The sequence below is a fragment of the Zooshikella ganghwensis genome (assembly GCF_018263875.1).
Classification (GTDB): Bacteria; Pseudomonadota; Gammaproteobacteria; order Pseudomonadales; family Zooshikellaceae; genus Zooshikella; species Zooshikella ganghwensis.
The window spans coordinates 558,033-576,144 of sequence record NZ_JAEVHG010000001.1 but is presented as its reverse complement, the minus strand read 5'-3'; the positions used below and the strand labels follow the sequence as shown (position 1 = coordinate 576,144).

Genomic DNA, 18,112 nt, shown 5'->3' with positions numbered 1-18,112 from the left:
CATTTAAATAATTTTTGCTGGTATACCAAACACTTTTGCTTCTTGAGGAACACTTTTATTTACAAATGACATTGCACCAATTATAGCTCTATCTCCAATTTCAACGCCTTTTTGAATAACTACATTTGGTCCAATATATACCCCATCGCCAATGATAGTTTCCATTTTTACTATTGGTGAGTTACCTAAATTTATCGACCAATTTACTGTATCATGCGTATAAATTTGAACTCCAGCACTTATCGAACAATAATCACCAATTTTTAAACCACCACTACCATCTAATATAACATTTGGACCAATCCATGTATTTTTTCCCACATTAACATTACCAATTACTAATACATTGTCATAACAAGATGTTCCTTTACCAAAACCTAAATACCTTGCCCTTTCCCATCTATCAGTAAACAAATCACCAAATGACACATGCCTTCGATATTTTTCCATCATTTGATTTCGATGTTTTTGATATATTTTTTTTAAAATAGATGAAATAACTTTCATTTTACTTGAAAAAACTATTTATTTCTGAAGAAACAAGATCAATATCTATCGCTTTATAACATGGCAGTGTAATTGTATGTGCTTGTAAATATGTCGAATTCTCACATTTAGCATTATATTTTTCTTTATAATATTTGGTACCACTTAAACAATATGTACCAATAGTAGATTCTATTTGTTTTTCTTTTAAGAACTTAATCAAATTATCTCTTATAACTTTTGATTCTACAGTATAAACTAGTGACTGCTTATTGTGTAATACATTATCAAGTATTTTCTGGCTTTTAAGAGGGATTTTTTCAGTTAAATTTTTATGTATATAGTTTCTTTCTTTTATTATCTCATCAAGCTTCAATAACTGTTTCCATCCTAATAAAGCTTGTATCTCACTCATCCTAAAATTGAATCCAAAATCAACAAATTCTGGTATATCTTCAATCATACTTACAGCACCATGATTTAATTTTATTTCAAACCATTTATCAAGCTCTTCACAGTTTGTTTGGATTGCTCCTCCTTCTCCAGTTGTTAATAACTTACGAGGATGAAAACTAAAGCATGTAATATCTGCTATATTACCAATTTTCTGATTATTTAGACTACTCCCAATTCCACATGCAGCATCTTCTATCAACTTCACAGAATATTCTTTACATATCGAAACAATTTTATCAAGTCCACTAGGATTTCCAAATGTATCAACAAAAATCACTGCTTTTATATCATATTCATTTAGTGATTTTCTTAAATGTGAAACTGACATATTATACGTTTCAATGCATACATCAATAAACACAGGGATAGCACCTATGTCTTCAATAACATTAACTGTTGCAGGAAAAGAAAAATCAGCAACAGCAATATGATCACCTTCTTTTATATTTAATGCTTTTAAACTTATTGATAGTGCAGTTGTCGCAGATGTAGTTAAATGAGTGAATTTTGCCCCAGTATAATCTGATAAGCTTTTTTTGAAAAAATTTACATTTTCACCTTTAGTAAGTTGACCACTCAGAAAAATTTTTTTTAAATCAGCTGAAATTTCTTCATAATTTATATATGGTTTTATTAATTTAATAGTGCTCATTTACATCCCGTTATCTTTTTACCGAATTTAATTGTAGGCTTTTCAATATAAAAATGGATAAGTGAAGATATAAAGATTACACTTATAACTGCAGCAATTACTGCAACCTGCCCAAACTCTAACGAGTAGCCTAGCCAACTAATCATTGGATACCCAATAACATGAACTGCGTAAAGTGGGTATGATATGTCTGCTATATATTTTGTTAACTTATTTACCTTAATGGATTTATAATTATTCAGCAACAAAACAAAAACAAATACAAAAAATGAAATCAAATATATATTAAATATATCTGCTTTCCCGTATTCCAAAATAAAATATTTTTTTGAGGCAACCAATAATATTATAACAATGCAAATCCAAAAAAAATTATTTGTTTTTTTCTCAAAACAAATTAGGTGTATAGATACTCCTATAAACATGTAACTAAAAATGGCCATATACTTATTTGGAATTGAATTAACACCCAATAATAGTGGTATTAGTAGAAATATCAAACTAATTAAGACACAATAAACTAATCTTCCTTTCGTTATAAAATATACAAGTGCTAAGTAAAAATAAAACTTAGCTTCCATTTCAAGGGTCCAGATAACTGAGTCTATAATTGTTCCGCCAATTATGTCTCTAAACAGAGTAATATTTGCTAAATAATTAATAATTATAGCATGGGAATATTCTAGTGTTCCAAATATCAAGCTTACAAGTATCACACATATCAGGCATAGTGAGTATGTCGGAACCAATCTAAAAAATCTAGCAACAAGAAATTTAAAGGTTCCATATTTTTTTAGAGAGATAGGGATTAAAAATCCTGATATCAAGAAAAAAATTGCTACGCCATATGCTCCATCAACCCAATCAACCAACCATAAAAAAGAATAAAAATCATTAACATTGTTTGGATTATATAAAAAATTTGATAGAGTAGAAAAGCCAACAATGTAATGTGCGAAAACAACAATAGTTACAGAAACTGCTCTCAAAAAGTCACAAAATTCAATCCTTTGATTTTGCAATCTCATTTTCATACCAGTACAATGTTTCTTTAAGTCCATCATCGAATGAAGTTAAGTTATACTCTATTAATTGCTTTATTTTTTTATTACATGCATTATGTGCTTCGACATCAGATTCACGAGCATTTTTAATATCAATATTACCTTGATAGTTAAAGTAATTTACAATCTTTTCGATAACATCTTTAATTCTAATACAATTATTACTTGAAATATTTACACTATCGCCTGGTTTAATTATCGGAAATAATTTTAATACAGCATCAACGGTATCTTTAACGTAAATAAAATCTCTACTTTGATTACCTGATCCATGTATTTCAGGAGAAATATTATTCAAAATACGCCATGCTGTTATAGGTATGATTCCAGCAAGTAAACCTTTATAGTTTTGCCTTGGGCCATAATTATTGAAAGGTCTTACAATAAAACTATCGAGGTTAAACATACGCACATAGCTTTCAACAGCTAAATCAGCTGCCGCTTTACCTGCTGCGTAAGTTGTTGTAGGATGTTTTGGGTGTTTTTCATCCATTGGCTCATATACAGCTGTACCGTAAACTTCTGATGTAGAAAAATGACACAGAGTTTTAAACTTATTTTTACGCTGCAATTCCAGAAGATTTAGAACCCCTGTAACATTAGTTGAAAATGCATTTTCAGGGTTTAGAAACGAATAATTTAATGCTTTGGTCGCTAGATTAAAAACTATATCTATTTGATGTTTTTCAAAAATGTACTCTAAACTTGATTTTAATTCTATATCTTCTTTATAAAAAGATACTTTACTATTTTTAACTGGATCTTGAATATTTTTCTCATCACCAGTAAATAAATTATCTATTATGATTATCTCTTTTACTCCATGTTCCAATAAATAATCAACTAAATGACTACCTATAAAACCAGCGCCTCCTGTTACTAAAGCTGTTTTATCAATATAATTTTCTCTATGCATTTTTAATTTCCTTAACAATATCTTCACAAACTTTTAGAGAATTTAGTGCTGCATCTTCACCAGGTATGTTATTTCCTATAATTCCTTTGGAAGCATTAATAAATGCTTGCAACTCACTTAAAAGAGCTTCTTGCTGCTTTACTTCTATTTGCTGTTCTATTGATGAAATAACATATGAACTTCCATTTTCTTGACTTATAGAAGTTTGCTTGTGAATTAATATTTCTTTTCTAAGCAGCTCGGCATCAATAAAAAGATTATCGGTTGTAACATGAATATATCTCATTTTTTTTTCAGTCATTCTGCTCGCTACAATTCTAGATAAAGCACCATTAGTATGGTGAAGTATCGCAGATGCAAAAGCTATTTGATTGTTCTCTATTTTACCAAATGCAGCTATTTTATTTATTTCTCCATTAAAATATAATGCAAGATCAATATCATGTATCATTAGGTCTAAAACAACATCAACATCAGTAATTCTATTACTTAACTTATTTGTTCTTGTAAAGTCTGCATTTATTGTATTTTCCGAACTAATAATATTTTTAAGTTCTAAAACAACTGGATTGAATCTTTCAATAAACCCGCACTGTACAAAAATATTATTATTATTTGCAATGTTCTTTATTTCCAATGCTTCTTCATAAGATTCAGCAATTGGTTTTTCAATAAATATATTTTTTACATATTTCGAACATAATTTAAATAAATGATAATGAGTATTAGTTGGAGTTGCTATTACTACAGCATCGGCTTCCTCCAAGGATCTCTCAATGTTTGTTATTGAAGGAACATTATAATCAGATGACAGTTTTTTTAGCAATGAATCATCTGTGTCATAAATTCCAACTAAGTTAACTCCCTTTAACATTGTTAACACACGCAGGTGATTTCTTCCCATTACACCTAAGCCAAGTAAAACGACTTTTATATCCACATTTATATCCATTTACTTTAATTTATTACCATTTATATCTATTTTACATACTTTTTTCGCTGGGTTTCCCATCACTAAAGTATACGGTTCAACATCTTTTGTTACAACAGCACCTGCAGCTATCATTGCATACTCACCAATATTTACCCCACATACTATAGTACAATTTGCACCTAAACTTGCTCCTTTTTTTATTTGTGTTTTAGTTACTTCCCAATTATTATTGAAAGCTCTTGGAGTTTTATCATTTGTAAAGGAAGTATGAGGACCTATAAAAACGTCATCTTCTATGGTTACCCCAAAATATACTGAAACCGAATTCTGAATTTTACAACCATTACCAATTTCAACTCTAGTGTCTATGTATACATCTTTTGAAATTATACAGTTGTTTCCAATTATAGCTTCATCTCTTACTTGTGCATTATTCCATATTTTTGTATTTACACCAATGCTTGCTGTTGGTGATATTTCTGCTGTTTGGTGTATATATATATCACCATCACTTCTATTCATCATTAATCACCTTACATATTCTTTCAATTTCTCTCTCTTTTAAGTATGGGTGCATTGGTATACTAAACACCTTTTTAGAAAGATCTAATGTTATTTCAAAATCAGCTGAATGATATCCTAAGCTTTGATATGCTTTTTGCATATGAAGAGGAATTGGATAATAAATAGATGTGGATATTTCATTCTCATTCAATTTTTTTACTATATCATCTCTCTCTTGCTCTGTATTTGCTACCAAAGTAAATTGAGCCCAAACACTCTCATTTTCACTTTTTATTTTTTGTACTTTAAATTTATTTTTATTTATCAATTCTTTGTAATATTTAGCAACTCTTTGCCTTTCATTTATTTCATTATCAAAAATTTCAAGTTTTACACTCAAAACTGCAGCCTGTATAGTATCTAACCTTCCAGTTAGTCCTAGCCTTATATTTTCGTATTTATTTACACCTTGGCCATGAACTCTAATCGATCTTAATGTATCAGCTATGTTATCATCATTGCAAAATATAGCACCACCATCACCATAACAACCGAGGGGTTTTGCAGGAAAAAAAGATGTACATGCTATATCAGCCAAAGAGCATGTTTTATTACCATTCTGTGTTGCACCAAACGATTGTGCTGCATCTTCAATTACAACTAAATTATTTTTTTTTGCAATTTTATTTATTTCATAATAATTTGCAGGACACCCAAATAGATCAACAGCTATAATTCCTTTAAGTTTTAAATCTTCGTGTAAAGCAATCTCTGGTAAAGGATGTCTGCTTACACTTTTATCATTAAAAGCGTCAATTAATATTTGTATCTTATCTGAGGATATATTAAAGTCATCTTTATCTATATCAATAAATAACGGAACAGCCCCTGTTAGTGAAACTGCTTCAGCGCTAGCTATAAAAGTAAAAGAAGGAACTATTACTGCATCTCCAGGGCCTACTCCATTTGCTAATAAACTCATAACTAGTGCATCAGTGCCCGATGAACAACTTATACAATGCTTTACTCCAACATAATTTGCTAGATAATTTTCTAGCTGTGAAACAGTATCACCCATTATAAATTGTCCACTATCTAGGACCTTCATTATTTCTTCTTTTACTTTTTCTTCAATATTTAAATATTGAGTTTTCAAATCGATTAAAGGTTGCATCTCTTACTCACTAAAATATTTTAAAGTACAATTTTTTCAAGAAGCTTATGCCAAGACATGCAATTCCATGCACACTTTGAGTAAATATTTAACTTTCTTTAACGAGATTTTTAAAGAAAAAATTCAAGGAAAATATTATTATACAAAATATAAAGCCAAATATTACAGTGTTAACTATAACGCTTAAAGGATTTATGCTTACCAATTTAATTTTTCCGTATGGTTTCTTAATCCAACCTATAATGTTAAATTTATTTTTTTCTATATTTAGGTTGTTTAAGTAATTGATTTCCTTGCTATATTCTACAACACCATCAATAAAATATATTTCATTATTTCTTCCTGTTATAGCTTCTTTTTCTGCTTTTAATGCTTGAAAACCTCTGTAGTAAAGAGGCTTCTCCTGATTTATTATTTCAGTTTTCAAAATTGTGTTATTTGTTTTTGTTTCTTGGTAATTTATTTTTTCATGTATTTTTTCTAGATTGATTTTTTCTGCGATTTTAATTGCTTCATTAATTTTACCTAACGAGCTTTCTTTATATGCTACATACGCTGCTTTATTCGACCCGAACCTCCTCTCCAGATCTTGCCTCAAATATTCTTTTTTATTTCTAAATCCATTTATATACTTTTCTTTTAGTTTATTTATTGAATATTCGATATAACTATCTAAAAAATATTTGCCTTTGATATTGCTTTTATATTTAAAAAAAACCTCTAAAGCTTCTATGTTTTGGTTTTCTTCAATGATATAACTGACTCTTATTGACTCACTTATTTTTCCAATATTTTCTTTTGTTAAATTGTCATTTTGAAAAACATTACCACATACAGAGTTTTCTTTTTCGCAAAAATCAAATAAATATATATTGTTTTTTAATATATTTTTTAGATCACTCATTATGTTTCTTGGCGTCTTCTGATATACCCCTCCTTTATTAAGTTCTAAAATATCGTTCTCTGTCGGTTTCCCAATTATAAAATTTATCTCATATACAGGAACTCTTACTTTTAAGTATACTAATGAAGTCATAAGACATAAAATTGTGAATGATGCTATCTTTTTCCATTCTGACTTTAGAGAGATTAGTATCTCATATAGTCCTACTTCATTAATTATAATTTTATCACTCATTTTTTTAATTTAATCACCCGTCAAAAATCAAATAAACACGCTACCGCTCAAAGATTTACAGTTATATCCTCAAAAACTCTACGCAAACTATAAAAGCTACTTTATATAGCTTTAACTAAGTTTTCATGTACACTTATTAACTGGTTTCTACTTAAAAAGCTAAGCAGAATAATACAGCGCTCATCACCAGACTTATTCAAATATATACCTTGTAGATATTTAAATGGACCTTCTTTAAACTCTACTAATTGGTTTATTTTAAATTTTGCTTTTGGCTCAGCGCATAATAAAGCTTCTTGACGTTTTATTCTCTCAATTAAATCATCACTCGCTTGTGCGTGATTAATGCCAAAACGAACAAAGTTTGCCACACCTCTTGTTGAACGTACTTTGGTATAATTTATACCTTCAACTCTTTCATTATTTAAAAAAACATAGCCAGGAAATAAAGGCTCTTTTTTTATTTTTCCCATTTTATCAAGCTTATCAATCCAAGGGCAGTACACAGTAAAATTTTGATTTTCTAAATGGGTTACAGCCCGCCCCTCTTCACGTGGTTTTGTTTTCAATAAATACCACATATTTAACTATCCTTGTCTTAGAAAGAGAAGAGTTCTTTCACAATATTCTGAACAGCAACAGATGGTGATTTTGCCTGAGTTACAGGTCTGCCTATCACTAAATAATCTGCATTATTTTTTACAGCCTCAACAGGTGTCATGATCCGACGTTGATCATCTAAACTATTCTCTTTCAATCGTATGCCTGGGGTTACTGTTAGAAAATCTTTATGCGTATGATTCTTAATACTAGATGCTTCAAAAGCTGAACAAACGATACCATCAACACCACAGTTGTAGGATAATTTGGCGAGTGCTAGTGCATATTCTTCAGGGGTAGTAGTATAGCCAAGCGTTTGAAAATCAGAACTATCCATGCTAGTTAAAACAGTAACCGCTATTAGTAGTGGTTTATGCGGAGATTTGTCTATAGCTTCTCTACAAGCAGCTAGCATTCGCTGCCCACCTGAAGCATGAACATTCACCATCCATACCCCTAAATTGGCAGCAGCTATTACAGCTTTGGCTGTCGTTGTTGGAATATCATGGAATTTTAGATCTAAAAAAACTTCAAAGTTCTGTTTCTGAAGCTCTTCTACAATAGCAGGGCCACAGGTAGTAAAAAGTTCTTTACCTACTTTAACACGGCATACCTCGGGATCAAGCTGCTGAGCCATATCTAATGCAGCTTGCTTAGTTGGGTAGTCCAGTGCAACAATGATTGGAGACATGCTTAAACCCATTTACCTGCAGTTTCAAATCAACGCCAGAAATTAAGCTGCGAGATAATATCAGAATCCATTTTGCAAGTCTTCTCTTACTAAAGTGCAAAATAGATAAAATACATACTGCTTAATATACCAAACAATGCACAATTCTAAATGGATTAACAGTCAAGGTTAAATTAAAAACAATAAACTGAAGTTAACACCTAATAAGTAAACACTATACTAATTACAATTTAATACAGTTTTATTGCCCTTCAATACCTCTAATAGGCTTGACTTTTCCCCACTGATGGCAACTGGGACATAACCAATGCAACTCCTTTCCTGCAAAGCCACAGTGGTGACAGCGATAGATTGGTTTATTTTCGACTAAACGTTCCGTCAGCTCACGCAATAAACCCAAGTTCTTTTTTGCTTTTCCTTCTGTATTAGCAATATGCAAGTCAATAAGAGCGTTTAATCCCCGCAATGATGGACGCTGAACAAGTTGTTCAGCAATAAATTTCCCTGCTGCTTTATCACCCTCTTTTTCCCGAATAGTTTGAGCTAGTGCTAATACAACTGAAATAGAAGGATACTCTTTGAGACATTTTGACAAATACCCATTAATCCCAAAGAGTGTTTTTGCCTTTTGATCACATTCTATTAACAAGGGGACAGACTCAGAAATAAAGTCAGGATCTTGATGAAAAATTTGTTGCAATACCTTAATCGCTTCCTTGTAATTTTCCTGCTCAAATTCTAAACGTCCTAAGATCAAGTAGGCACGAGCACAACATTTATCGTATTTCATTGCACGCTTTATAGCTTGTTTTGCGGCACTATAGTCTTGTCTTCTTATACATAGCTCAGCTTGCTCACAACAGAAGTGGGCTAAAAGGGTGATATAACGTTGTCCATCATAAGAAACTAACTGATCAGCTATATTGATTGCTTCTTCCCACTCTTTTTCTTGCTGATAGATCTCAACCAAAGCCTGTAAAGCTGTGTACTTTAAATCATGCCCAGACTTGACTACTTCTAAAAATAAGGACTCTGCTCTATCAAGCACACCTGCTGATAGATAATCTCTTGCTAGTTCAAGCTGTACCTGCAAAGACTGCTTACGATTTAAGCTAGGACGTGCCAATAAGCTTTGATGAATTTGAATTGCTCGCTGCACTTCACCACGCCGGCAAAATAGTCGACCTAAAGCAATGCAAGTTTCAAACGCCTCATGACTATCAGGATTAATCTCTAGCGCTTTAATAAAAATATCAATTGCTTCATCAGTTTGCTCATTTAGCAAGTAATTCAAACCAATAAAGTATTCCTTTGATAGTCGGTCCTTAACTCGTTGTTGTCTTTTCTTACGGTCCCAACGCCCCAACACATATCCAACAGCAATAGCTGTGAGTACCATTCCAAATAGCAATGACTCAGACATTCACTTGCACCTTACAGTGTGCTTGTCCTGATTTTTTGTAATTCTTCATCTCGACTTTTGAGTTTCTTTTCTAGCCGACGAATTTTATGCTTAGCTAACATGATAATCATCAAAGCCGATAAGAGTCCCAAGATACCACCGACAACAAACGATACAATAATAAGCCATGGTAAAGAGAGTCCAGGAAATGAAAAACCTACAAGGCTTAAGTCGACAAGTAGTGTATTACTGCTAATAAAATCAGCCATCACTAAAGCGAGCGCTAATGCGACAAGAACAGCTCCAATCCACTTAAACCAAGATACAAACCGTTTTAACATGAATAAAACTCACTGGTTGATTACACTATGCAAGGCATTATAGGGTTAAATAACAGATAAAAAAAACGGTACCATCAAAAGATCATACCGTTTCATAATGAATTTTTAATGGATGCTTAATAGCCAGCCACTAAGCCTTTATTTACTCGCTCTCTCAGCTCTTTACCAGGCTTAAAATGAGGTACATATTTTCCTTCCAGCATAACAGCCTCCCCTGTTTTGGGGTTTCGGCCTACCCGAGGTTCACGAAAATGGAGAGAGAAGCTACCAAAGCCACGTATTTCAATGCGGTCACCACTCGCTAACGCATATGACATTTGTTCCAGCATTGTTTTAACCGCTAATTCAACGTCCTTGAGAGACAATTGCGGTTGCTGTTCAGCAATACGTTCGATTAATTCTGACTTGGTCATGCAGGCATCCTCACCTTGGTCATATGGCACCCTAACTAACATAGCCAAGAAATCAATTTTATTCAAGTAACTATCTGATTATAAAGGATATATCGTAGTCAAAGCACAGTACAAAACAGGTACAGCACAGAAGAAGTACAACATTTGCATTAAATATTATCTCCTTCACAACAAAAAAAGGGGTGACCTAATGGCCACCCCTTTTTATAGTCTCTTAGAAAGATTACGAAGAGAACTTAGTCCTTGCTATCCATTTGTGCTTTGATCAAGTCACCAATAGTAGTAGGTCCTGCAGCTTCCATTTCTTGCTTACGCAACTCTTTCAATGCAGCTTTCTCATCAGCTTCATCTTTTGCTTTTATTGAAAGACTGATTACACGGTTTTTGCGATCGATACTGATAATTTTCGCATCAATACCATCGCCTTCTTTCAGTGCATTGGAAGCATCTTCAACACGGTCACGGCTGATTTCTGAAGCCTTCAATGTACCTTCAACTTCTTCTGCAAGCTGAATAGTAGCGGCTTTAGCAGTCACTTCTTTAATGACACCATTAACAATCGCACCTTTCTCATGCTTAGAAGCGTACGCTGCAAATGGATCTTCTTGAAGCTGCTTGATCCCTAGAGAGATACGCTCACGCTCAGGATCGATCGATAGAATAACGGTTTCAAGCTCTTCGCCTTTCTTGTACTTACGAACAGCCTGCTCGCCAGCTTCGCTCCAGGAAATGTCAGACAAGTGAACCAAACCGTCAATCGCACCATCTAGACCGATAAAGATTCCAAAGTCAGTAATAGATTTGATTGTGCCGGAAACTTTGTCACCTTTGTTGTACTTAGTAGAGAACTCTTCCCAAGGATTTACTTTACACTGTTTGATACCTAGGGAGATACGACGACGCTCTTCATCAATATCCAGCACTTGAACTTCAACTTCATCACCCAAAGAAACCACTTTAGAAGGATGAATGTTCTTATTAGTCCAATCCATTTCTGAAACGTGAACCAGACCTTCAACACCTTCTTCCAGCTCAACAAAGCAGCCGTAGTCAGTGAGGTTAGTTACACGACCGGAGGTACGTGTACCTTCAGGGAAACGCGCTTTAACTGCAACCCATGGATCTTCACCCAACTGTTTCAGGCCAAGAGATACACGGTTACGATCGCGATCGAACTTCAATACTTTAACGTTGATTTCATCACCAACATTCACAATTTCACTTGGATGCTTGATGCGCTTCCAAGCCATATCGGTGATGTGCAACAGACCGTCAACACCGCCTAGATCAACGAATGCACCGTAATCAGTCAAGTTCTTAACGATACCTTTAACTTCTTGACCTTCTTGCAGCGTAGCTAACAATGCTTCACGCTCAGCACTGTTTTCAGCTTCAAGCACACTACGGCGAGAAACAACAACGTTATTACGCTTTTGATCCAGCTTGATCACTTTGAAGTCAAGCTCTTTACCTTCAAGGTGAGTAGTATCACGAACAGGTCTAACGTCAACTAGTGAACCAGGTAGGAATGCACGAATAGAGTTAATATCAACTGTAAAGCCACCTTTAACTTTACCATTGATGATACCTTTAACCACTTCATCCGCTTCAAACGCCGCTTCAAGTTCTTTCCAAGCTTCAGCACGTTTTGCTTTTTCACGAGACAAGCGGGTTTCACCGAAACCATCTTCTACAGTATCCAGAGCAACCTGAACTTCATCACCTACTTGAATAGTCAGCTCACCGCTTTCACTCAAGAACTGCTCACGAGGAATCACACCTTCAGACTTCAAGCCAGCATGAACAGTGACCCAGTCCTGATCGATGTCAACCACTACTCCACTGATAATAGAGCCTGGTTGCATGTCTAATTCTTTTAAACTTTCTTCAAATAATTCTGCAAAGCTTTCGCTCATTACACATACCTACTAGTTGACTGAGTAGCATAGAGCACCCTTAACTTAATAAATGGATGATACACTACGGTGGCCGCAGGACCAGCATCTGCGGGTTGCCCAATAATTAAACAGCACACCGCGCCGCTGGCTCCACAGTGTGCTGCTTACCTTTTCATTTAAATAAACTTGTTATAGCAGACCTTTGCCCTTCAGGTGCGCTTTTATTTCAACCAAAACCTCATCAACAGTGAGAGGTGTTGTATCAATAATGATTGCATCTGTTGCAGGCAGCAAAGGTGCGATAGCGCGCTCACTGTCTCGCCTGTCTCGAGCAACGATATCCTCAAAAATGCGCTGGATGTTAGCATCAATACCTTGTGCTTGCAATTGTTTAAGCCTTCGTTGGGCGCGCTCTTCAGCTGAGGCGGTTATAAAAAATTTAATATCTGCATCAGGAAAGACAACCGTACCCATATCTCGGCCATCAGCCACTAACCCCGGTGATTGTGCAAATCCCTGTTGCCTAGTGAATAAATTATCTCGAACTTCAGAAATTGCAGCCACTTTTGATGCAGATAAACTCACCTCTTCAGTTCTAATTTGTAGGCTAACATCTTCTTCAGCAAGAAAAATCTGCATTTGTGATGATTCGTTACAAGTACGAAAAGACACATCTAAATTTTTCGCCAGTTTAGATAGTGCAGCAATATCATCCAGTGCGATCTGTGCTTTTAGTGCAGCTAACGCGGTTAACCGATAAAGCGCACCACTATCCAGCAAGTGCCAGCCGAGCTGCTGAGCCAACAGGCTACTAACAGTACCTTTCCCTGAACCACTGGGACCATCAATAGTAATAACAGGTACTTCACTCATTACTCAGCTGACTCCACGGCAAGATCAAAGCCTGTTACTTTTGCAAGCTCAATGAAATTTGGAAATGAGGTCGCTACATTGGCACAGTTTGCTATTTCAATGGCACCTCTTGCCCGCAGTCCTGCAACCGCAAATGCCATAGCAATACGGTGATCTCCTAAGCTATCAACCTGACCACTTTGCAGTGTCTGGCCACCCTTGATGATAATACCATCGGGCGTAGTTTCGACATGAGCCCCCAACACTTCAAGCCCATCAGCCATCGCTTGAATACGGTCACTTTCCTTGACTCGTAACTCACTGGCACCGTGAACAGTCGTAGTGCCTTGCGCATTAGCAGCAGCAATACAGAGTACAGGGAACTCATCAATAGCTAGTGGGACTTGGTCTTCAGGGACATCGATACCTTTAAGTTGAGCTGCACGCACACGAATATCCGCAACAGGCTCCCCGCCTACTTCACGTTCATTTTCGAGAGTAATATCCCCCCCCATTAGGCGCAAAATATTAATCACACCAATACGTGTGGGGTTAATTCCAACATGCTTAATCAATAACTCTGAGCCTGGCACAATGGATGCCGCTACCATGAAGAATGCTGCTGAAGAAATATCAGCTGGCACTTCAATTTTACATGCAGACAGCTGACCACCACCTTGGATAGTGGCGGTATTACCATTAACCTCAACGGGATAACCAAACCCCGTCAACATGCGTTCAGTGTGATCACGTGTTGGAGCAGGCTCAGCGACTGTTGTCTTACCCTCAGCATACATACCCGCTAACAACAAGCAGGATTTAACCTGAGCACTCGCCATAGGTAATGTATAGTTTATACCCGCTAATTGATTCCCACCCTCTATTCTTAAAGGGGGACGACCTTCATCCTCAGTGTTAATAACCGCGCCCATTTGCTGCAAAGGCACGGCAACTCGGTTCATAGGTCTTCCAGAAAGAGAGGCATCACCCGTCAAGGTAACATCAAACTTCTGCGCCGCCAGCAGTCCCGCAAATAAACGCATTGCGGTACCTGAGTTACCTAAATAAAGCGGACCAGGTGGTTGCTTAAGTCCATGCAAACCTACCCCATAAATAGTGACTTTACCCTGGTGAGGGCCTTCAATCACGACCCCCATATCTCGGAACGCTTGCAGCGTAGCCAGACTATCTTCACCTTCTAAAAAGCCCTCTATTTCAGTCACGCCCTCTGCTAGCGACCCCAGCATAATAGAGCGGTGAGAAATAGACTTGTCTCCAGGAACACGAATTTCTCCTGACAATGGACCAGCTGGATGACTGATATACCGAATTTCTTGCTGTTTCATAGGCTCCACATAGGCACGACGGGCCAACATTTTACTAAAGTGTTCACGAGCAACTTTAGCTCGGGTAAAAACGCCCAGCATATACTGGCTATCTTCTGTTTCAACAGCCTTCTGCAGTTTGCATAAATCAGCTGTAAAATCATTAAGCGCACGCAATACAGCACCTTTATTGGCAACAAAAATATCGTGCCACATGGTCGGATCACTGGCAGCAATCCGCGTAAAATCACGGAAACCACCCGCTGCATAGCGAAAAATATCCTGATTATCCCGCTCAGTTGCCAACGTATCAACCAGCGAAAAGGCAAGGAGGTGAGGTAAATGACTGGTCACTGCAAGCACTTCATCATGCCGCTGAATATCCATTTGCAATACATCAGCACCCATTCCCTGCCACAACTGACGTACACATGACAACGCCTGGTGATTCACCATCGCATGAGGTGTCAAAATCACTTTATGATTGACAAACAGGTCTGGATTTGCGGCTGTCACACCACTTTTTTCTGAACCCGCGATAGGGTGTCCTGGAATAAAGTTTTCAGGCCATTCACCAAAAACAGCTTCTGTGGCATCAATTAAACACCCTTTGGCGCTGCCCACATCAGTGATAATTTTATCTTGCCTGCCTTCCACTTCAGCAAGTGATTGCAACACCTGCTGCATGCGCAACATGGGGACTGCTAACACAATGATATCCGCCGCTTTTACCGCATCAGCAAACGGCAAATAATCATCAATAACCTGTATTGCTTTGGCTATTTTTAGGGCCTGTTCATCGAGATCGACACCTAACACACGGTGACAAAGCGACCGCTGTTTTACAGCCGTCGCTACTGAACCACCAATCAAACCTAGCCCAATCACTGCCAGTGTTTGCTTTGACAATGGTTTCATCACAAAGCCATTTGGCACTGTACTACTCATAATGCTTTACTGCTCATCGTCCACAAACTCACTCAATACGTTTCATCTAGCAATATAGGTAATTTCGAGGTTGCTTGAAAGTTAGAGTGTCTGCTTAAGTGCTTCAATAAACTGCTCATTTTCTTCGGGCAGTCCAATAGATATGCGTAAATGGTGAGCCATACCATAGTTCGCAACTGGTCGAACAATCACTCCTCGCTGAAGCAGCTGCTGATTAATACTCCCAGCACTCTCACCAAAGTCAGCCGTTATAAAATTTCCTTTTGAAGGAATATAGCTAATACCAAGAGCATTAAACGCTGATGTAATTTGCATCATACCTTCATGGTTAATCTGACAGGCCTTTGCTAAATACGCCTGATCCTCAAGTGCTGCTTCAGCAGCCGCTAGCGCAATACTATTTACATTAAAAGGTTGGCGAACTCTGTTTAACAGGTCTGTTATTACAGGTGACGCAACTGAATAACCAACACGTAAGCCTGCAAGCCCGTAAGCTTTAGAAAACGTACGACATACCACAAGGTTAGGAAAATCCTGCTGAAGTAATAAGCCGTTAGGATAGTCTTCACCCCCAACGTATTCAAAATAGGCTTCATCAAGCACAACAATAACGCGTTTAGGTACTTGTTCAAGGAACTTAACTAACTCACTTCGAGAAAAACAGGTGCCCGTAGGATTATTTGGGTTAGCTAAAAAAACCATCGCAGTTTTTTCATTAACCACCTTCGCCATAGCGTCAAGGTCATGCCCCCACTCCCGTGCAGGCACTACAACAGCTTTCCCACCAACGGCCTGGGTAACAATGGGATAGACAATAAATGCATACTGGGAAAATACGACTTCTGCGCCAGGAGCCACAAATGCACGCGCCAAAAGATCAAGTACATCATTAGAGCCATTCCCTAATGTAATCTGGTCGAATGCCACATTAAGGTGAGCACACAATGCACTTTTCAGGTTAAAGCCATTACTATCTGGATAACGAGTCAAATCACTTTGAGCATTAGCAATCGCTTTCAGGACCTTAGGGGAAGGCCCTAAAGGATTCTCATTACTTGCCAGCTTAACAATACTCTCTGGCGCCAAGCCCAGTTCACGGGCAACCTCTTCAATGGGTTTACCTGGCACATAAGGTTGTAACTGCCTAACCCCCGGTACTGCCAGCTGTGCATAGTCCACTGACATAGCCACTCCCTAATCATTATTATTGATGTGTTTTACGGTTAAAGAACCCCTTGAGGATAAGAACCTAAAATCTTTAGATCAGAAGCTTTAGCAGCTACATTTTTCATAACTTCTGCAATTTCAGGTTCTTGAACATGGCCTAAAAAGTCAATAAAAAACACATAATTCCACGTACCTGTGTTTGAAGGACGTGTTTCCACACGAGTTAAGTCAATGTTTCCTTTGTGAAAAGGTTCTAGCAGCTCATGCAAAGCACCTGGTTGGTTACGCATTGACACCATGATTGACGTTTTATCTTGTCCACTAGGTAGCGCTTCTTGGGTTCCAATAATTAAAAATCGTGTTGAATTATCCGGACGATCTTCAATTTTTTCAGAGACCTTTTCTAACTCATAAAGCTCAGCCGCCATATCACCCGCAATTGCAGCAGAGTGCCATTCACTTTTAATACGCTTTGCAGCCTCCGCATTACTATTCACAGCAACACGTTCAGCACCTGGATAATAAGAGTCCAGCCATTTACGACATTGCGCTAAAGACTGAGCATGTGAGTAAATACGAGAAATTTTTTCACGGCGAGTGTGTTCTGAAACCAGTAAGTGATGATGAATGCGTAGCTCAACTTCTCCACATATTTTTAGTGGTGACTCCATAAACGAGTCAAGAGTATGATTAATAACTCCTTCCGTTGAGTTTTCGACAGGAACAACACCATAGTTAACCGCTCCTGCGAGCACCTCCCTAAACACTTCATCAATCGTTGCCATGGGCACACTTACAGCTGAATGCCCAAAATGCTTAATGGCTGCTGCTTGGGTAAATGTCCCTTCTGGCCCCAGGTAGGCCACATGAATAGGCTGTTCCAGCGCTAAACATGCAGACATAATTTCCCGAAACAAACGAGCCACTTCTTCATCATCAAGAGGCCCCTGATTATTCTGCATGATGCTACGCAGCACTTGTGCTTCACGCTCTGGCCGATAAAAAAAACTATCACCTTCCAGCTGCTTGACTTGGGCTACACCCTTCGCGCAATCAGCACGCTCACTAATCAGCGTCAGTAATTTGCTATCAATTGCATCAATTCGATTGCGTAATTCTTTTAATTTTTGCTCAGTTTCAGACATACTTTT

18 protein-coding genes are annotated in these 18,112 nt (G+C 36.9%); all 18 read right to left on the bottom strand.

All coding sequences use genetic code 11. The annotated features are described in order from the left end of the window. Window positions 1-3: 3 nt before the first annotated feature. Window positions 4-507 (bottom strand): acyltransferase, encoded by a 504-nt coding sequence (locus KHS79_RS02570; RefSeq protein WP_027708819.1) that lies wholly within the window; start codon window positions 505-507, stop codon window positions 4-6. 1 nt (window position 508) lies between these two features. Further along, window positions 509-1,594, bottom strand: a complete 1,086-nt coding sequence (locus KHS79_RS02565; protein ID WP_212716366.1) for a DegT/DnrJ/EryC1/StrS family aminotransferase — start codon at window positions 1,592-1,594, stop codon at window positions 509-511. After that, the gene (locus tag KHS79_RS02560; protein ID WP_212716364.1) at window positions 1,591-2,622 is read right to left on the bottom strand and encodes an acyltransferase family protein; all 1,032 of its coding nucleotides are present in this window, start codon (window positions 2,620-2,622) and stop codon (window positions 1,591-1,593) included. The genes KHS79_RS02565 and KHS79_RS02560 overlap by 4 nt, the downstream gene beginning before the upstream one ends. Continuing rightward, entirely contained in the window at window positions 2,597-3,574 is a 978-nt protein-coding gene (locus KHS79_RS02555; RefSeq protein WP_212716362.1) for a GDP-mannose 4,6-dehydratase, read from the bottom strand. The genes KHS79_RS02560 and KHS79_RS02555 overlap by 26 nt, the downstream gene beginning before the upstream one ends. After that, a complete protein-coding gene (locus KHS79_RS02550; RefSeq protein WP_212716359.1) occupies window positions 3,567-4,514 on the bottom strand; it encodes a Gfo/Idh/MocA family protein in 948 nt (315 codons plus the stop codon). Before KHS79_RS02550 ends, KHS79_RS02555 begins: the two co-directional genes overlap by 8 nt. A 12-nt stretch (window positions 4,515-4,526) precedes the next feature. Then, window positions 4,527-5,033: an acyltransferase gene (locus KHS79_RS02545; protein WP_211233651.1), complete on the bottom strand. Its 507-nt coding sequence runs from the start codon at window positions 5,031-5,033 to the stop codon at window positions 4,527-4,529. Continuing rightward, entirely contained in the window at window positions 5,023-6,186 is a 1,164-nt protein-coding gene (locus KHS79_RS02540) for a DegT/DnrJ/EryC1/StrS family aminotransferase (RefSeq protein WP_212716357.1), read from the bottom strand. Before KHS79_RS02540 ends, KHS79_RS02545 begins: the two co-directional genes overlap by 11 nt. Window positions 6,187-6,274: 88 nt before the next feature. Continuing rightward, window positions 6,275-7,324: a Wzz/FepE/Etk N-terminal domain-containing protein gene (locus KHS79_RS02535; RefSeq protein WP_212716356.1), complete on the bottom strand. Its 1,050-nt coding sequence runs from the start codon at window positions 7,322-7,324 to the stop codon at window positions 6,275-6,277. Between the two features lie 101 nt (window positions 7,325-7,425). Beyond that, window positions 7,426-7,905, bottom strand: a complete 480-nt coding sequence (locus KHS79_RS02530) for a transcription termination/antitermination NusG family protein (RefSeq protein ID WP_212716354.1) — start codon at window positions 7,903-7,905, stop codon at window positions 7,426-7,428. A 17-nt stretch (window positions 7,906-7,922) separates the two neighbouring features. Continuing rightward, a complete protein-coding gene (pyrF, locus tag KHS79_RS02525; protein WP_233468164.1) occupies window positions 7,923-8,615 on the bottom strand; it encodes an orotidine-5'-phosphate decarboxylase in 693 nt (230 codons plus the stop codon). A 241-nt stretch (window positions 8,616-8,856) separates the two neighbouring features. Further along, on the bottom strand, window positions 8,857-10,038 hold the full coding sequence (gene lapB / locus KHS79_RS02520) for a lipopolysaccharide assembly protein LapB (RefSeq protein ID WP_094786522.1): 1,182 nt from the start codon (window positions 10,036-10,038) through the stop codon (window positions 8,857-8,859). Window positions 10,039-10,049: 11 nt separating this feature from the next. After that, window positions 10,050-10,358, bottom strand: a complete 309-nt coding sequence (locus KHS79_RS02515; RefSeq protein WP_027706474.1) for a LapA family protein — start codon at window positions 10,356-10,358, stop codon at window positions 10,050-10,052. Window positions 10,359-10,474: 116 nt separating this feature from the next. Next, window positions 10,475-10,771 carry an integration host factor subunit beta gene (gene ihfB, locus KHS79_RS02510; RefSeq protein WP_027706475.1) on the bottom strand — a complete coding sequence of 99 codons (297 nt, stop codon included), beginning with the start codon at window positions 10,769-10,771 and terminating at the stop codon, window positions 10,475-10,477. A 236-nt stretch (window positions 10,772-11,007) separates the two neighbouring features. After that, window positions 11,008-12,687 carry a 30S ribosomal protein S1 gene (gene rpsA / locus KHS79_RS02505; RefSeq protein WP_212716350.1) on the bottom strand — a complete coding sequence of 560 codons (1,680 nt, stop codon included), beginning with the start codon at window positions 12,685-12,687 and terminating at the stop codon, window positions 11,008-11,010. Window positions 12,688-12,858: 171 nt separating this feature from the next. Then, entirely contained in the window at window positions 12,859-13,542 is a 684-nt protein-coding gene (cmk, locus tag KHS79_RS02500; RefSeq protein WP_094786521.1) for a (d)CMP kinase, read from the bottom strand. Then, window positions 13,542-15,794, bottom strand: a complete 2,253-nt coding sequence (locus KHS79_RS02495; protein WP_233468163.1) for a bifunctional prephenate dehydrogenase/3-phosphoshikimate 1-carboxyvinyltransferase — start codon at window positions 15,792-15,794, stop codon at window positions 13,542-13,544. The genes cmk and KHS79_RS02495 overlap by 1 nt, the downstream gene beginning before the upstream one ends. Before the next feature lie 81 nt (window positions 15,795-15,875). After that, complete coding sequence (gene hisC / locus KHS79_RS02490) at window positions 15,876-16,979, bottom strand: histidinol-phosphate transaminase (RefSeq protein WP_212716348.1); 1,104 nt, start codon at window positions 16,977-16,979, stop codon at window positions 15,876-15,878. A 38-nt stretch (window positions 16,980-17,017) separates the two neighbouring features. Beyond that, window positions 17,018-18,106, bottom strand: a complete 1,089-nt coding sequence (pheA, locus tag KHS79_RS02485) for a prephenate dehydratase (protein WP_027706480.1) — start codon at window positions 18,104-18,106, stop codon at window positions 17,018-17,020. Between the last annotated feature and the right edge of the window lie 6 nt (window positions 18,107-18,112).

Excerpts from the sequence above, each read along its gene's own strand:
- KHS79_RS02570 (WP_027708819.1), bottom strand. The coding sequence starts at position 507 with ATGAAAGTTATTTCATCTATTTTAAAAAAAATATATCAAAAACATCGA.
- KHS79_RS02565 (WP_212716366.1), bottom strand. The coding sequence starts at position 1,594 with ATGAGCACTATTAAATTAATAAAACCATATATAAATTATGAAGAAATT.
- KHS79_RS02560 (WP_212716364.1), bottom strand. The coding sequence starts at position 2,622 with ATGAGATTGCAAAATCAAAGGATTGAATTTTGTGACTTTTTGAGAGCA.
- KHS79_RS02555 (WP_212716362.1), bottom strand. The coding sequence starts at position 3,574 with ATGCATAGAGAAAATTATATTGATAAAACAGCTTTAGTAACAGGAGGC.
- KHS79_RS02545 (WP_211233651.1), bottom strand. The coding sequence starts at position 5,033 with ATGATGAATAGAAGTGATGGTGATATATATATACACCAAACAGCAGAA.
- KHS79_RS02540 (WP_212716357.1), bottom strand. The coding sequence starts at position 6,186 with ATGCAACCTTTAATCGATTTGAAAACTCAATATTTAAATATTGAAGAA.
- KHS79_RS02535 (WP_212716356.1), bottom strand. The coding sequence starts at position 7,324 with ATGAGTGATAAAATTATAATTAATGAAGTAGGACTATATGAGATACTA.
- KHS79_RS02530 (WP_212716354.1), bottom strand. The coding sequence starts at position 7,905 with ATGTGGTATTTATTGAAAACAAAACCACGTGAAGAGGGGCGGGCTGTA.
- pyrF (WP_233468164.1), bottom strand. The coding sequence starts at position 8,615 with ATGTCTCCAATCATTGTTGCACTGGACTACCCAACTAAGCAAGCTGCA.
- lapB (WP_094786522.1), bottom strand. The coding sequence starts at position 10,038 with ATGTCTGAGTCATTGCTATTTGGAATGGTACTCACAGCTATTGCTGTT.
- KHS79_RS02515 (WP_027706474.1), bottom strand. The coding sequence starts at position 10,358 with ATGTTAAAACGGTTTGTATCTTGGTTTAAGTGGATTGGAGCTGTTCTT.
- ihfB (WP_027706475.1), bottom strand. The coding sequence starts at position 10,771 with ATGACCAAGTCAGAATTAATCGAACGTATTGCTGAACAGCAACCGCAA.
- rpsA (WP_212716350.1), bottom strand. The coding sequence starts at position 12,687 with ATGAGCGAAAGCTTTGCAGAATTATTTGAAGAAAGTTTAAAAGAATTA.
- cmk (WP_094786521.1), bottom strand. The coding sequence starts at position 13,542 with ATGAGTGAAGTACCTGTTATTACTATTGATGGTCCCAGTGGTTCAGGG.
- KHS79_RS02495 (WP_233468163.1), bottom strand. The coding sequence starts at position 15,794 with ATGAGTAGTACAGTGCCAAATGGCTTTGTGATGAAACCATTGTCAAAG.
- hisC (WP_212716348.1), bottom strand. The coding sequence starts at position 16,979 with ATGTCAGTGGACTATGCACAGCTGGCAGTACCGGGGGTTAGGCAGTTA.
- pheA (WP_027706480.1), bottom strand. The coding sequence starts at position 18,106 with ATGTCTGAAACTGAGCAAAAATTAAAAGAATTACGCAATCGAATTGAT.